The sequence below is a fragment of the Paenibacillus sonchi genome (genome assembly GCF_016772475.1).
Lineage (GTDB): Bacteria > Bacillota > Bacilli > Paenibacillales > Paenibacillaceae > Paenibacillus_AQ > Paenibacillus_AQ sonchi.
Genome location: NZ_CP068595.1, coordinates 1,951,641 through 1,967,177, shown reverse-complemented (window position 1 = coordinate 1,967,177; position 15,537 = coordinate 1,951,641). Strand labels below are relative to the sequence as shown.

The window sequence follows — 15,537 nt, the reverse complement described above, 5'->3', positions numbered from 1 at the left end:
CACAGGTTATACACATATAAACAATTTATCAGATTGCGATGTGCACAATTTTGTGTATAAGTCGAGCCTTATCCACAGAGTTGTACACAATTTGTTAAGAACGAATATTTGTTCGTTGTACAAGGGGCATTTGCAGAAGGGAAGATGAGCTTGAATAGTGTAAATGATGAACTGTCCTCTGAGGAATTGGCGGTTCATGAATATTGGATGAAAGAAGCAATTGCGGAGGCCCGCAAAGCGGAAGCTTTAGGCGAGGTTCCTATAGGAGCCGTAGTTGTCCGTGATGGAAAGATTATCGGCCGCGGCTATAACCTGCGGGAGACAACGATGGATTCCACCGCCCACGCGGAGATGGTAGCGATTCGTGAAGCCAGTGTATTGCTTGGTTCGTGGCGTCTCCTGGATTGCCACCTGTATGTTACCTTAGAGCCCTGCCCTATGTGTGCAGGGGCCATGGTCCAGTCCAGAGTGCCGCTTACGGTCTACGGCACCCCGGATCCCAAAGCCGGCTGTGCAGGCACACTCATGAATCTTCTGGAGGAACCGCGCTTTAATCACCGCACCGAGGTCATTCAAGGCATATTGCAGCAGGAATGCGCTGAACTGCTGACCACTTTTTTCCGGCAGCTGCGCAAGAAATCTTCAAAGTAAGGAGAATCCCATGGATCAGAAGTTATATGACACATCACATGGCATTTATATTTCTCTGCTGCAGGTCCAGGATGCCGATGTACTCCTCCGGCTGCGTCTGCGCAATAAAGAACATCATCAACCCTTTGAACCGCTGCGCGACGGGGATTACTTCACGCTGGAGAGCCAGCAGCGGCTCATTGCCCAGCGTGTGGAGGACTCCTTGCAGGACCGGGGCTACATGTTCGGTATATTTTTACTTGATGGCATGCTGATTGGACAGATCACGATCTCTAATGTAGTACGTGGGGTTGGACAGTTTGCGGATATAGGCTATTTCATTGATTATGCGCTGCAGGGACAAGGATACACCAGCGCGGCCGTAGGCCTTATCCTTAAGTTCGCCTTCCGTTCCCTTGGCCTGCATAGAGTGCAAGCCGCCATTCTGCTTCATAATCACGGCTCCCGCCGGGTCTTGGAGAAGAACGGGTTTCTGGCTGAGGGCATAGCCCGCCGTTTTATTAAAATAAATGGACAATGGCAGGATCACCGCACTTACGCTATTCTCGCTGATGATATCCGGCCACAGGAGTAATGACAATTTTCCCCGGTACAAGCTCTCCCCCTGTTATGGATATCATAAAAAATCCCGCACAAGCGCGAAGACTTCGCACATATGCGGGATTTTTGATTTCAACTGCCTGCTTAGTAGGAGCTGCCTATGCTTCCAAATTCCTGCTGCAGCTCATCCATCGTAATGACATCGTCTCCCTGAGGAATGCCAATGGTGAAGGTCTGCTTTTCATTGATTTTACTGTATTGATTGCTGGCGGTTAAGGACAAGCTGACATTCTCACCCTTGTCTGGATCGTTCACCTTAATGTCCATCAGAAGATCCTGATACACCGGAAAATCATCTTTGTTGATCGCTGTATTCAGATTGAATTTGTTGATGGTCAGATATTTTCCTAAATCGGCCAAGTCCTTGTCGAATTCTGCGCGGGCATCACTGGACTTCAGCTCTTCTTTGAATTTAGCCATGTCGGCATCGTCAATTTTCAGAACATCCTTATATTCCGGTTTGCTCACGATATCGATAATCTTCGGCAAGGCATTATTCACAAGAATCGTTAGCGCCTCTTTGACGTTATCATTGGTTACGTTGAACTGAACCACCTGATCTGCTTCCACACCCTCGGGCAAAGCGGCGTCCTTCGGCTTAATGTTCTTGAAGTATGTTGTATCATCATACTCGCCCATCAATGTGTTAAGCACCTCATTAGAGAGCTTTTGCATCTTCTGAGTATCAAGAGAACCAGGATTCCATTCGGTTCCTCCCTGCTCAGCCAGCTCCTTCAGATCAAGCTCTACAAACTTGCCGACTACTGTTTCCGGAAGCGGCAGGAATGGGATAGACGGTATTTTGAAATACATCTTTTCCTTGGTCATCACCATTGGAATCGTGAAGGACATCGTCATATCACCCTTCAGATTGAGTACCATCGTCATTTCGGTCTGCATTGGATCTGCCTGATAGACACCGTCGATTGTGATATCGGCGTTTTTCAGCATACTGAGCACCTGTGCCGTTGACCCATCCGACTCGCTGTTTGCCGGCGCATCTATAGCCAGATTATTAATCACCAGCTTACTCTTCATCTCATACGATTTCAGAGTGGTCGCTTTGATCGCAGCAGATTTCAGTGCCTCCTTAGGCGCTTGCTCCTTGTTGGCGCAGCCGGGTAAAATTACTGCAGCGGTTAGCAGCAGTGCGGCAGCGGACAACCCCCATTTTCTCTTCATTAAAAATCTCCTCTCCCATGTAAACTATTTCTTCCCTCCCTTATGATAAACCATTTGGCAATTATGAGAAACATTTCTTTCTAATATCACTCTAAAAAAATCAGCCTTGACGGTTATGATGGTCTACATGGTTAGCCTGCTTAACCTTTTTGGAGCCGGAAAGCGGTTCAGGTCCGGAGAACTTATGTTCCTTCCGGCGCTCCTGATGGTTATCTTCCGAACCTGGCGCAGGCATGCTTTTGGGTTTGCTCATTTGTAGGTTTGCCTCCTAGGGATTGGTCAGGTCTTGCAGCGCCTGGGCGCATTCATGAATCTGTCTGGTGTACCGCTGGGCCAAAAGCTGAACTGCATCGGAGCGTTCATCGGTCTGGCGCCCAGCTTCTTCGGCATCAATTAGACTTACTGCAACCTCACGGCTGTCGACATAAGTACAACGAAAGTCCAGGGAATACGCCTGACGTCCGGCAGCATTAAAATGAACCAGCAGACTGCTAGGGTCCGCTGCATCACCCTGTACGCTAAAGCTGTCTCCATCCTCCATCAGAGCAGGCAGACGCTCCTGCCAAGCAGACACCAGACTTTGCTGATCCAGCTGTAATTCTCGGTTCATCGTTATTATCAGCCTCCTTCCCTATTACATTGCGGAGAAAAGGAGCTTTTTATACTTGGCGGCACGGGTTCCCGGACCGCTCCCCCTCCGTGAGGCAAGGACCCTTGCCCAGGGACCTCAATATATACTTTCTGAGATGTAAAAAAAGCCGCCTTCCAAGGAAGGCAGCTTCTATCTTCATGTATTGAATTCATTTCTGAAGGAATGGCGGAGAGGATGGGATTCGAACCCATGTGGGCTTGCACCCTAACGGTTTTCAAGACCGCCCCGTTATGACCGCTTCGGTACCTCTCCAATGCATCAAAATTTCACATGCATTAGAAAGTATACCACACAGAGCAAGCCTTCGCAAGTATAATTATTGAGCAGCCTTCGGACTGATCGCTTTCACATTCCGCATATACGGCTGCAGTACTGCAGGAATCAATACTGTGCCGTCTTCCTGCTGATAATTCTCCAGAATAGCGGCTACCGTACGGCCAACAGCAAGTGCGGAGCCATTCAGTGTATGGACAAATTCCGGCTTAGCTTTAGGCTCCTTGCGGTAACGGATGTTAGCCCGTCTGGCCTGGAAGTCTTCTGTATTCGAGCAGGAGGAGATTTCACGGTACATGCCGCTCTCTGGCAGCCACACCTCAAGATCGTACGTCTTAGCAGAAGTGAAGCCCATATCGCCCGTACAGAGGCCCAGTACGCGATATGGCAGTTCCAGGAGCTGCAGCACACGTTCAGCATCCGCCGTCATCTTCTCCAGTTCCTCATATGAGGTTTCTGGTGTGGTGAGCTTCACCAGTTCCACCTTGTTGAACTGATGCTGGCGGATCAGCCCGCGTGTATCCCGGCCGGCCGAGCCTGCTTCAGAACGGAAACAAGAGCTGTAGGCCACGTGATACTTCGGCAAATCTGCAGCCGTCAGAATTTCCTCGCGGTAGTAATTCGTCACTGGAACCTCAGCAGTAGGTATCAGATAATATTCGGTATCCCGCAGCTTGAAGAGATCCTCCTCGAACTTAGGAAGCTGGCCGGTGCCGTATAGGCTGTCCTTATTAACAATATAAGGCGGCAGCATCTCCTCATAATTATGTTCCCCGCTGTGAAGATCCATCATGAAGTTGATAAGTGCACGTTCCAGACGCGCTCCAAGCCCCTTGTAAAAAGCAAAACGAGAGCCTGTGACCTTGGCAGCGGCTTCAAAGTCAATGATATCCAGCTGCTGTGCCAGCTCCCAATGCGACTTCGGCGTAAACCCAAACTCACGCGGCTGCGACCACCGGCGGATTTCCACATTCTCTTCCTCGGACTTGCCTACGGGCACCGATTCATGAGGGATATTAGGAATGTTCATGGTTAATTCCTCAATACGGGCCTCCAGCTCTCTTACTTCATCGTCCAACTCTTTAATCCGGTCAGACACGGTGCGCATCTCAGCTATTAGATCATCCGCAGGCTCACCGTTCTTCTTCTTTTTCGCCACTTCACCAGATACAGTATTGCGGCGGTTCTTCAGCCCCTCCGTTTCCTGCAGCAGCTCACGGCGGCGCAGATCCAACTGGGGAAATCCGGCAATCAAATCAAGCGATTTACCTCTTTTATTCAATGCTTCTTCTACTCTCGCATAATCACTGCGCAATATCTTTACATCTAGCACAAAGTTTCCCTCCTGAAAACAGCCCAGACCCTTTCAATATGCTGTTCACAGCCTTGAAAGAGTCGGGATGTTCTTATATGCAGTTCTATTGATTGGCTGCTGCGCTATGCTCTACCATGCCGGCAAAGTATTGGTGCAGCCTGTAATCATCTGTCAACTCCGGATGAAAAGAGGATACGAGCAAATTCCCCTGACGGGCGGTCACAATCTCATCCTTATAGACCGTGAGTACATCCACATCCGGTCCAACCTCTGTAATGAGCGGCGCCCGAATAAAGACAGCACGTACCGGCTCGTCGATCCCTTTGACTTCCAGATCACATTCAAAACTTTCACGCTGGCGTCCAAAGGCATTCCGGGCAACTGTAATATCCATCAGCTCTAAATGAGCGGGCTCGCCGCCATCAATACGCTTAGCCAGTACGATCATTCCGGCGCATGTCCCAAAAACAGGCTTACCCCGGCCGGCAAAATCACGGATCGCCTCAATAAAGCCATATTTGCGCATGAGCTTGCCAATCGTGGTGCTCTCACCGCCCGGAATGATCAATCCCTCGATCTCTTCCAACTGCTCTGCGCGTTTAATGGGCAGGCCTTGCGCCCCGGTCTTTTCTATACTAACAATATGCTCTGTTACTGCGCCTTGAAGCGCCAGCACCCCTATCTTCATCGGAACAACCTTCTCTCTACATTAACGGCCGCGCTCCGACATGCGTTCTGCCGGCGACAGTGAGGCAATATCGATCCCCTTCATCGGGGTACCGAGGTTCTTGGATACTTCAGCAATCAATTTATAGTCCGTGAAGTGAGTAGTAGCCTCAACGATTGCACGGGCAAACTTCTCAGGATTATCGGATTTGAAAATACCGGAGCCCACAAAAACACCATCGGCTCCCAGATGCATCATCAAAGCAGCATCAGCCGGAGTGGCCACACCGCCTGCAGCAAAGTTAACTACCGGCAATTTTCCCAGTTCATGAACTTCAAGCAGCAAATCATAGGGAACACCAAGAGTCTTGGCTTCATTATAGAGCTCGTCCAATGAAAGATTGGTTACTTTACGGATCTGGCTGTTAATATAGCGCATATGACGTACAGCCTCAACAATGTTGCCGGTTCCTGGCTCGCCTTTGGTACGAATCATGGATGCACCTTCATTGATGCGGCGTAGAGCTTCACCCAGATCTTTGGCTCCACATACAAACGGAACCGTAAATTCACGCTTGTTAATATGGAACACTTCATCCGCAGGAGTCAGCACTTCACTCTCATCCAAATAATCCACACCGAGGGATTCCAGAACCTTCGCTTCTACATAATGTCCGATACGGGCCTTGGCCATCACGGGGATGCTTACTACCTTGATAACCTCTTCCACAATAGTAGGGTCGGCCATCCGGGCCACACCGCCTGCTGCACGAATATCAGAAGGGACGCGTTCCAGAGCCATAACGGCTACTGCTCCCGCAGCCTCAGCAATTTTTGCCTGTTCTGCATTCATGACGTCCATAATGACGCCGCCTTTTTGCATTTCTGCCATGCCTCTTTTTACTCGCGATGTTCCTGTTTCCATGACTTTGCCTCCCGAATAAACTATTTAATTTAACATATTATTTTACCGCAAGACGGCTATATATACAATCTATTTACTCGGAATTCATCCTGTTGCCAGCATGTTTCAGCCGTTAGAACAAGTTCTTAATTCCTTTAAACAGATCGCCAAAAAACTCTCCAATTGCTCTCATCAGCAGCTTGAACCAGCCTGCCTTCTCCGCTTCTTCAGCCGTAATCAGGTTAACGGTCTTCTCTTGAACTTGAGTAATACCTTCTACCTGGTAGGAGTAAGTCACTTTGCCCACCTTGCTGGCTCCGGCAATCGGTGCAACCAGGGTTGCCGGATCATTGATGACCACAGCGGTTTTGATCTGTGGGGATGCAGTTCCCTTAGGCACGATAAAAGTAACGCCGGCATCCGTCACAACGGGGACATTTTTGTGTTTGCCTTTTAATACAGGAACGGTTTCGTTGCCTGCAATGACGGCCTTAGGCGCTACAACCTGCTTAACCTCAAAATTATTGAAGCCAAAATCAAGCACCTTCTTCGTTTCTGTGAACCGGTGAGGCTCCGAGTCTGCTCCCATTACAACACTAATCAGCCGCATGCCATCCCGTACAGCAGTACCGGTGAAGCAGTTGCCGGCATTATTAGTATGTCCGGTCTTCAAACCATCAAGCCCCGGATAAGCATAAGCTTTGAAGTTGGTCACATTCTTGTTCGCTTCCAGCATCCAGTTATAGTTAACCATCGGCGCTTTATCGCGCTCACGGAATTTGTAGGACTGAATGGTCGTGAAATCTGTGAAATCCGGATGGTCGGTGACTATATGTTTGGCGAGAATGGCCGCATCCATAGCGGACATTACCGTTTCACGATCTGTGTCAGGCTGAAACTTTGCAGGCATATCCGCCCGGTTCAAGCCGGTGGAATTGATGAAATAGGCCGTCTTCATTCCCATCTTCTGTGCAGTTTCGTTCATCATAGCAACGAATTCCTGTTCAGATCCGGCAACCTCTTCTGCCAAAGCTACCGTAGCATCATTTGCAGAGCCTACCGCCATGGCTATGTATAGCTCTTTAACTGTGTGTTCATCACCTTGTGCCAGAAAAATACGCGAACCAATCTGCTTGGACGCATTCTCCTGCACCACGACTTTCTGATCCCAGGATAACTGGCCTTTGTTAACGGCTTCGGTGACGAGGTACTCGGTCATCATTTTGGTCATGCTCGCCGGAGGCAGGGGCACATCTGCATTTAGCGACAAAAGCACCTCACCGGTGGTAGGTTCCAGCAGAACGGCAGATTTCAGGTTCAACCCCAACGACTCCACCGAAGGAATCTTGGCTGCAGCCGCTTTGGCCTTTGTTTTATTGGTAGCTGCTGTGCCTGATTCTGTAGTTGCCGGTGTCTTCACCGCATCAGCCAGCGCGGAATTTACGGGAGAAGCTAGGATATTTAAAAGCAGACCTACTGTCGCTGTCTTCATTACAAATTGCTTACCGCTAAATTTATGCTTGTACTTCAATGATTAACTCTCCTTTTGACCTCATATCATTGCTTGTTCTATTCTAACACAGGGGTATCTGCAAAAAAAGACAGACAGGACGAAATTCGTCCTGTCTGCCCTTAAAATATCGCTTAACTTGTACTACAGGGAGTAGTTAGGAGCTTCCTTAGTAATTTGTACGTCATGCGGGTGACTCTCGCGCAGACCGGCTCCGGTAATCCGGATAAAGGAAGTATCGTTGCGAAGCTCCGTCAGTGTCTTGGTTCCGCAATACCCCATACCTGAACGAAGTCCGCCTAGAAGCTGATGAACCGTATCCGAAAGCGATCCTTTAAAAGCTACACGGCCTTCAATACCTTCAGGAACCAGCTTCTTATCATCATCCTGGAAATAACGGTCTTTACTGCCTTGCTTCATGGCGCTCATACTGCCCATGCCACGATAGACTTTGAATTTACGTCCCTGATAAATTTCGGATTCCCCAGGGCTTTCTTCCGTACCCGCGAACAAACTGCCCATCATTACAGCTGATGCTCCTGCAGCAATAGCCTTGGTAATCTCTCCGGAGTATTTGATTCCGCCGTCTGCGATAATAGGAATTCCGTATTCACGGGCTACCGTTGCACAATCATAAATGGCTGTAATTTGAGGTACGCCAATACCGGCGATTACACGAGTTGTACAGATCGATCCAGGTCCAATCCCAACCTTGATCACCGAAGCTCCGGCTTCAATCAGTTCACGGGTAGCTTCCCCGGTGGCTACATTGCCGGCTACAATGGTAAGATCCGGATACAGCTCGCGCAACTTGCGGACGGCATCAATGATATTGATATGATGGCCATGTGCGGAGTCTACAGTAATAAGGTCGACCCCGGCTTTTATCAAAGCTTCTGTCCGTTCGAACGTATCCTTCGATATTCCAATTGCTGCGCCTACGAGCAGCCGGCCCTGCGCATCCTTAGCACCATTCGGAAATTGGATGGCCTTCTCGATATCTTTTATGGTAATCAGACCCTTAAGAATGTTGTTCTCATCCACCAGGGGCAGTTTCTCAATCTTATGGCGCTGCAGGATGACTTCAGCTTCCTGGAGCGTAGTGCCCACAGCAGCTGTCACCAGGTTCTCATGCGTCATTACTTCTTTGATCTGAATATTGAAGTCATGAATAAAGCGCAAATCTCTGTTAGTCAAAATGCCAACCAGTTTGTTGCCTTCATCTACGATAGGCACACCGGAAATGCGGTATTTACCCATCAGGACTTCAGCGTCGGATACCCAGTGTTCTGGAGTAAGCGAAAAAGGATTCGTGATAACGCCACTCTCGGAGCGCTTCACACGGTCTACCTCTTCCGCCTGCTGCTCCACGGACATATTCTTATGAATAATACCGATGCCGCCCTCACGTGCAATGGCGATCGCCATGGCTGCTTCAGTGACTGTATCCATACCCGCACTCATCAAGGGAATGTTCAGCTTCACATTCTTGCTCAGTACCGTAGACAAATCCACTTCCTTTGGCAGCACCTCGGATTTACGCGGCACCAGCAGCACATCATCAAAAGTTAATCCTTCTTTGCCAAACTTATCTTCCCACACCTGGGTCATTCCTCCTCAAAATTGTATTTATTCTAAACGCCTGCAAACATTATAAATGAAGAAACCAGAGTTAAAGTCCATACCCGGCAGACACCGAGAATGACTTGTAAGCTGCACGTTTTCGTATCTTCAGATAAGGTTTGAGATGCTTGTCCAAAAATATATTATTGCCATCTTAGCAAAGGGTTTTTGGCCTGTCAAGAATATTACATCAGGGAATAAGTTATTCCGGAAACAGTTGCCGAGTAAGCGAATTCTTGGACGAAAGTCCGTTTGGAGTGGACAGTTCGCAAACCTGATATAGTCCGATTCGAGCCCGATGCAAATGTCTTTCTAATTAGGTCAGAACTCGCATTCTATTGCATTCTCTGCAGCAGATTAACCCCTAGATCAGTCGAAAAGCTGCATAATTGCACTCTGTACATTAGAATCCTCTGGAAAAGCTGTTTTGGACGCTATATTCAAAAATGTCTATTGCACGAAGTGCAGTCAAAAACAAAATCACCTGGCGAGTGATTAACAACACAGGGCAAACGGCCGCAGGGATTCCCCACCGTTCCAAAATCAACGGGGGCATGCTGAAGACGGATCGCCCCATTCCTTCACGATCTATCCGCAGCCGTTACGGACCGGAAAGCCGTTATTGATAGAAGATTCGTCTATTCCGCAGGACAACGGACTGAGATGCCTTTATTTGTCCCTTTTCCCTTTATTTCAGGCTCCATCGAACGATATAACGACTCCTGAGTCCGTAACTGCTGAAAAAGTAAGGTTTTTGGCAAAATAAGGGCTCCCCTGTCCGCTTCAGTCCGCGGATGGAGCCCAATCCTCCTACATCGCTTTATGTCCACTGAGGCTTCCAAGATATCTACAGTAAAGGGAAACCCTATTTTCTTATATAACAAAAAACCACTGTTGAGTAACTCAACAATGGCTTCATGTGCTTGGCGGCGTCCTACTCTCCCAGGACCCTTCGGTCCAAGTACCATCGGCGCTGGAGGGCTTAACGGTCGTGTTCGGGATGGGTACGCGTGGAACCCCTCCGCTATCGCCACCAAACGGGCATTTACAGCGTAAATGCTTCAGGAATTTGATTCCTGAAAACTGAATCCGAAACGAAAATTGCATTTTAGTTTATTGGATAAGCCCTCGACCGATTAGTATTGGTCAGCTCCACACGTTGCCGTGCTTCCACCTCCAACCTATCTACCTCGTCGTCTTCAAGGGGTCTTACATACTGGGAAATCTCATCTTGAGGGGGGCTTCACGCTTAGATGCTTTCAGCGCTTATCCCGTCCGTACGTAGCTACCCAGCCATGCTCCTGGCGGAACAACTGGTGCACCAGCGGTACGTCCATCCCGGTCCTCTCGTACTAAGGACAGCTCCTCTCAAATTTCCTACGCCCACGACAGATAGGGACCGAACTGTCTCACGACGTTCTGAACCCAGCTCGCGTACCGCTTTAATGGGCGAACAGCCCAACCCTTGGGACCTACTTCAGCCCCAGGATGCGATGAGCCGACATCGAGGTGCCAAACCTCCCCGTCGATGTGGACTCTTGGGGGAGATAAGCCTGTTATCCCCAGGGTAGCTTTTATCCGTTGAGCGATGGCCCTTCCATGCGGTACCACCGGATCACTAAGTCCGACTTTCGTCCCTGCTCGACTTGTAGGTCTCGCAGTCAAGCTCCCTTCTGCCTTTGCACTCTTCGAATGATTTCCAACCATTCTGAGGGAACCTTTGAACGCCTCCGTTACTCTTTAGGAGGCGACCGCCCCAGTCAAACTGCCCGCCTGACACGGTCCCCGTACCCGCTCAGGGTACCAGGTTAGAACCTAGATACGATCAGGGTGGTATCCCAACGGCGCCTCCACCGAAGCTTGCGCTCCGGCTTCTACGGCTCCCACCTATCCTGTACAGATCGTACCCAAATTCAATATCAAGCTGCAGTAAAGCTCCATGGGGTCTTTCCGTCTTGTCGCGGGTAACCTGCATCTTCACAGGTATTAAAATTTCACCGGATCTCTCGTTGAGACAGCGCCCAAGTCGTTACGCCATTCGTGCGGGTCAGAATTTACCTGACAAGGAATTTCGCTACCTTAGGACCGTTATAGTTACGGCCGCCGTTTACTGGGGCTTCGGTTCACAGCTTCGGAGTTGCCTCCTAACCGCTCCCCTTAACCTTCCAGCACCGGGCAGGCGTCAGCCCGTATACTTCGCCTTGCGGCTTCGCACAGACCTGTGTTTTTGCTAAACAGTCGCTTGGGCCTTTTCACTGCGGCCCCCTCGGGCTATTCACCCTACCGAGGCACCCCTTCTCCCGAAGTTACGGGGTCATTTTGCCGAGTTCCTTAACGAGAGTTCTTCCGCGCGCCTTAGAATTCTCTTCTCGCCTACCTGTGTCGGTTTGCGGTACGGGCACCTTCTCCTGGCTAGAGGCTTTTCTTGGCAGTGTGAGATCATGACCTTCGCTACTGTAATTTTCGCTCCCCATCACAGCCCAGCCTTTCGGTGTGCGGATTTGCCTACACACCAGCCTCACTGCTTGGACGGACATCCATCAGTCCGCGTCACTACCCTCCTGCGTCACCCCATCGCTCATAGCGGATTACGGTGGTACAGTAATTTCAAACTGTTGTCCTTCGACTACGCCTGTCGGCCTCGCCTTAGGTCCCGACTTACCCTGAGCGGACGAGCCTTCCTCAGGAAACCTTGGGCTTTCGGCGGATCAGATTCTCACTGATCTTTTCGTTACTCATACCGGCATTCTCACTTGTATGCAGTCCAGCGCTCCTTCCGGTACACCTTCAATCCACATACAACGCTCCCCTACCCCTGATGCAAAGCATCAAGCCATAGCTTCGGTGGTGTGTTTAGCCCCGTTACATTTTCGGCGCAGAGTCACTCGACCAGTGAGCTATTACGCACTCTTTCAATGGTGGCTGCTTCTAAGCCAACATCCTGGTTGTCTGTGCAACTCCACATCCTTTCCCACTTAACACACACTTGGGGACCTTAGCTGATGGTCTGGGCTGTTTCCCTTTTGACAATGGATCTTAGCACTCACTGTCTGACTCCCGGCAAGAAGTCCATGGCATTCGGAGTTTGACTGAGCTTGGTAACCCTTGCGGGCCCCGCACCCAATCAGTGCTCTACCTCCACGACTCCATTCACCGAGGCTAGCCCTAAAGCTATTTCGGGGAGAACCAGCTATCTCCGAGTTCGATTGGAATTTCTCCGCTACCCCCACCTCATCCCCGCACTTTTCAACGTACGTGGGTTCGGGCCTCCAGTGCGTGTTACCGCACCTTCACCCTGGACAGGGGTAGATCACACGGTTTCGGGTCTACGTCCACATACTTAGTCGCCCTATTCAGACTCGCTTTCGCTGCGGCTCCGGCTTCTCACCTTAACCTTGCATGTTAAACGTAACTCGCCGGTTCATTCTACAAAAGGCACGCCATCATCCATATAGAGGACTCTGACTTTTTGTAAGCACACGGTTTCAGGTTCTATTTCACTCCCCTTCCGGGGTGCTTTTCACCTTTCCCTCACGGTACTGTTTCACTATCGGTCGCCAGGTAGTATTTAGCCTTAGCAGATGGTCCTGCCGGATTCATACGGGGTTTCACGTGCCCCGCACTACTCGGGATCCGTCTCGGAGGGAACAGGGTTTAGGCTACAGGGCTTTTACCTCTATCGCGGGCCTTTCCAGACCTCTTCGCCTACCATATTCCTTTGTAACTCCATGTGAGACGTCCCACAACCCCAAGGAGCAAGCTCCTTGGTTTAGGCTGTTCCGCGTTCGCTCGCCGCTACTGACGGAATCACTATTGTTTTCTCTTCCTCAGGGTACTTAGATGTTTCAGTTCCCCTGGTCTGCCTCTTCACACCCTATGAATTCAGATGTGAGTGACTGCGAATTACCACAGCCGGGTTTCCCCATTCGGACACCCCCGGATCAAAGCTTGCTTACAGCTCCCCGAGGCAGTTTCGTTGTTCGCCACGTCCTTCGTCGGCTCCTGGCGCCTAGGCATCCTCCGTGTGCTCTTATTAGCTTAACCACGATTTTCTCCGTAGGAGAAATATCGAACATTGAATGAATTCAAAGCTCTTTACTTCCGTCAGGAAAATATCGGTCACTAATAACTATTTCAACTTGTTCACACAAGTTTCAGCTAAAAGATGTTCTAAAACGCATTTTCGTTTCGGTATCCAGTTTTCAAGGATCAAGTGTTTCCGGATTTAACTCCGGAAGAAGATCATATCATGTTTCCAAGCAGCTTGGCTACAAGCAAGTTCTGGAAACCAATATGCCCTTTGAGAGCTTAAACTCTCAAAACTGAGCAACGAGTGAGCAACAGGCCTAAACCTGAGTTTTGGAAGCAAAGCTTCCGATTTGAATGTTCTCATTGCAGAGAACGATTCTCCATAGAAAGGAGGTGATCCAGCCGCACCTTCCGATACGGCTACCTTGTTACGACTTCACCCCAATCATCTACCCCACCTTCGGCGGCTGGCCCCCTTGCGGGTTACCCCACCGACTTCGGGTGTTGTAAACTCTCGTGGTGTGACGGGCGGTGTGTACAAGACCCGGGAACGTATTCACCGCGGCATGCTGATCCGCGATTACTAGCAATTCCGACTTCATGCAGGCGAGTTGCAGCCTGCAATCCGAACTGAGACCGGCTTTGCTGGGATTGGCTCCACCTCGCGGCTTCGCTTCCCGTTGTACCGGCCATTGTAGTACGTGTGTAGCCCAGGTCATAAGGGGCATGATGATTTGACGTCATCCCCACCTTCCTCCGGTTTGTCACCGGCAGTCACTCTAGAGTGCCCAGCTCTACCTGCTGGCAACTAAAGTCAAGGGTTGCGCTCGTTGCGGGACTTAACCCAACATCTCACGACACGAGCTGACGACAACCATGCACCACCTGTCTCAACTTTCCCCGAAGGGCACCTAATGCATCTCTGCTTCGTTAGTTGGATGTCAAGACCTGGTAAGGTTCTTCGCGTTGCTTCGAATTAAACCACATACTCCACTGCTTGTGCGGGTCCCCGTCAATTCCTTTGAGTTTCAGTCTTGCGACCGTACTCCCCAGGCGGAGTGCTTACTGTGTTAACTTCGGCACCAAGGGTATCGAAACCCCTAACACCTAGCACTCATCGTTTACGGCGTGGACTACCAGGGTATCTAATCCTGTTTGCTCCCCACGCTTTCGCGCCTCAGCGTCAGTTACAGCCCAGAAAGTCGCCTTCGCCACTGGTGTTCCTCCACATCTCTACGCATTTCACCGCTACACGTGGAATTCCACTTTCCTCTTCTGTACTCAAGCTGCCCAGTTTCCAGTGCGACCCCAGGTTGAGCCCAAGGTTTAAACACCAGACTTAAGCAGCCGCCTGCGCGCGCTTTACGCCCAATAATTCCGGACAACGCTTGCCCCCTACGTATTACCGCGGCTGCTGGCACGTAGTTAGCCGGGGCTTTCTTCTCAGGTACCGTCACTCCGGCAGCAGTTACTCTACCGGACGTTCTTCCCTGGCAACAGAGCTTTACGATCCGAAAACCTTCATCACTCACGCGGCGTTGCTCCGTCAGGCTTTCGCCCATTGCGGAAGATTCCCTACTGCTGCCTCCCGTAGGAGTCTGGGCCGTGTCTCAGTCCCAGTGTGGCCGTTCACCCTCTCAGGTCGGCTACGCATCGTCGCCTTGGTAGGCCGTTACCCCACCAACTAGCTAATGCGCCGCAGGCCCATCCTCTAACAGCAGATTGCTCCGCCTTTCATCCCAAACCCAGGAGGGTCAAGGAATTATCCGGTATTAGCTACCGTTTCCGGTAGTTATCCCAGTCTAGAGGGTAGGTTGCCTACGTGTTACTCACCCGTCCGCCGCTAAGCTTACCCCGAAGGATAAACTCCGCTCGACTTGCATGTATTAGGCACGCCGCCAGCGTTCGTCCTGAGCCAGGATCAAACTCTCCAATAAGGTTTTTTCGAGCGGCCACTTCCCTGAATTGCTTCAAGAAAATAACCATCCGAAATGTTATTAAAAGAGCGATAGCTCATTTTGAAACATCTGACGAGAATTTGCATTCTCTCGATGAAATTTCTAAAGCGTGAGACACGCTGTGAAACTCATCTATTTTGGATCTCACTTGCGTGAAATCCCACTCACTCGTTG

General features: G+C 50.1%; 11 protein-coding genes, 1 tRNA gene and 3 rRNA genes. 3 read left to right on the top strand and 12 right to left on the bottom strand.

The window, feature by feature from the left end; all coding sequences use genetic code 11:
• The first annotated feature begins 150 nt into the window (after positions 1-150).
• A complete protein-coding gene (gene tadA, locus JI735_RS09105) occupies positions 151-651 on the top strand; it encodes a tRNA adenosine(34) deaminase TadA (protein WP_411830080.1) in 501 nt (166 codons plus the stop codon).
• Positions 652-661: 10 nt separating this feature from the next.
• Entirely contained in the window at positions 662-1,225 is a 564-nt protein-coding gene (locus JI735_RS09100) for a GNAT family N-acetyltransferase (RefSeq protein WP_039832647.1), read from the top strand.
• A gap of 110 nt (positions 1,226-1,335) precedes the next feature.
• Here the strand turns inward: JI735_RS09100 and JI735_RS09095 are convergent, their stop codons facing one another.
• The 9 genes from JI735_RS09095 to guaB all read right to left on the bottom strand — a co-directional run bounded on the left by JI735_RS09095 (position 1,336) and on the right by guaB (position 9,355).
• On the bottom strand, positions 1,336-2,433 hold the full coding sequence (locus JI735_RS09095; protein WP_039832649.1) for a DUF6612 family protein: 1,098 nt from the start codon (positions 2,431-2,433) through the stop codon (positions 1,336-1,338).
• A gap of 100 nt (positions 2,434-2,533) precedes the next feature.
• The gene (locus tag JI735_RS09090; protein ID WP_020428195.1) at positions 2,534-2,686 is read right to left on the bottom strand and encodes a small acid-soluble spore protein P; all 153 of its coding nucleotides are present in this window, start codon (positions 2,684-2,686) and stop codon (positions 2,534-2,536) included.
• A 15-nt stretch (positions 2,687-2,701) separates the two neighbouring features.
• The gene (locus JI735_RS09085) at positions 2,702-3,043 is read right to left on the bottom strand and encodes a hypothetical protein (RefSeq protein WP_020428196.1); all 342 of its coding nucleotides are present in this window, start codon (positions 3,041-3,043) and stop codon (positions 2,702-2,704) included.
• 205 nt (positions 3,044-3,248) lie between these two features.
• Positions 3,249-3,337: transfer RNA gene (locus JI735_RS09080), tRNA-Ser, on the bottom strand.
• A 64-nt stretch (positions 3,338-3,401) separates the two neighbouring features.
• The gene (serS, locus tag JI735_RS09075) at positions 3,402-4,691 is read right to left on the bottom strand and encodes a serine--tRNA ligase (protein WP_039832650.1); all 1,290 of its coding nucleotides are present in this window, start codon (positions 4,689-4,691) and stop codon (positions 3,402-3,404) included.
• 85 nt (positions 4,692-4,776) lie between these two features.
• Positions 4,777-5,361, bottom strand: coding sequence for a pyridoxal 5'-phosphate synthase glutaminase subunit PdxT (pdxT, locus tag JI735_RS09070; RefSeq protein WP_039832651.1), 585 nt, complete (start codon positions 5,359-5,361; stop codon positions 4,777-4,779).
• Between the two features lie 21 nt (positions 5,362-5,382).
• Positions 5,383-6,264 (bottom strand): pyridoxal 5'-phosphate synthase lyase subunit PdxS, encoded by an 882-nt coding sequence (gene pdxS, locus JI735_RS09065; protein WP_039832652.1) that lies wholly within the window; start codon positions 6,262-6,264, stop codon positions 5,383-5,385.
• A 112-nt stretch (positions 6,265-6,376) separates the two neighbouring features.
• Positions 6,377-7,735: a D-alanyl-D-alanine carboxypeptidase family protein gene (locus JI735_RS09060; protein ID WP_051051402.1), complete on the bottom strand. Its 1,359-nt coding sequence runs from the start codon at positions 7,733-7,735 to the stop codon at positions 6,377-6,379.
• A gap of 162 nt (positions 7,736-7,897) precedes the next feature.
• Positions 7,898-9,355: an IMP dehydrogenase gene (guaB, locus tag JI735_RS09055; RefSeq protein ID WP_039832654.1), complete on the bottom strand. Its 1,458-nt coding sequence runs from the start codon at positions 9,353-9,355 to the stop codon at positions 7,898-7,900.
• A 467-nt stretch (positions 9,356-9,822) separates the two neighbouring features.
• Here guaB and JI735_RS09050 point away from each other — a divergent pair, with 467 nt between their 5' ends.
• A complete protein-coding gene (locus JI735_RS09050) occupies positions 9,823-10,002 on the top strand; it encodes a hypothetical protein (RefSeq protein ID WP_202677324.1) in 180 nt (59 codons plus the stop codon).
• Between the two features lie 295 nt (positions 10,003-10,297).
• Here JI735_RS09050 and rrf read toward each other — a convergent pair.
• The 3 genes from rrf to JI735_RS09035 all read right to left on the bottom strand — a co-directional run bounded on the left by rrf (position 10,298) and on the right by JI735_RS09035 (position 15,342).
• Positions 10,298-10,414 (bottom strand): 5S ribosomal RNA (gene rrf / locus JI735_RS09045).
• A 78-nt stretch (positions 10,415-10,492) separates the two neighbouring features.
• Positions 10,493-13,420, bottom strand: a 23S ribosomal RNA gene (locus tag JI735_RS09040).
• Positions 13,421-13,791: 371 nt separating this feature from the next.
• A 16S ribosomal RNA gene (locus JI735_RS09035) occupies positions 13,792-15,342 on the bottom strand.
• Together the 16S, 23S and 5S rRNA genes form the textbook arrangement of a ribosomal RNA operon.
• Between the last annotated feature and the right edge of the window lie 195 nt (positions 15,343-15,537).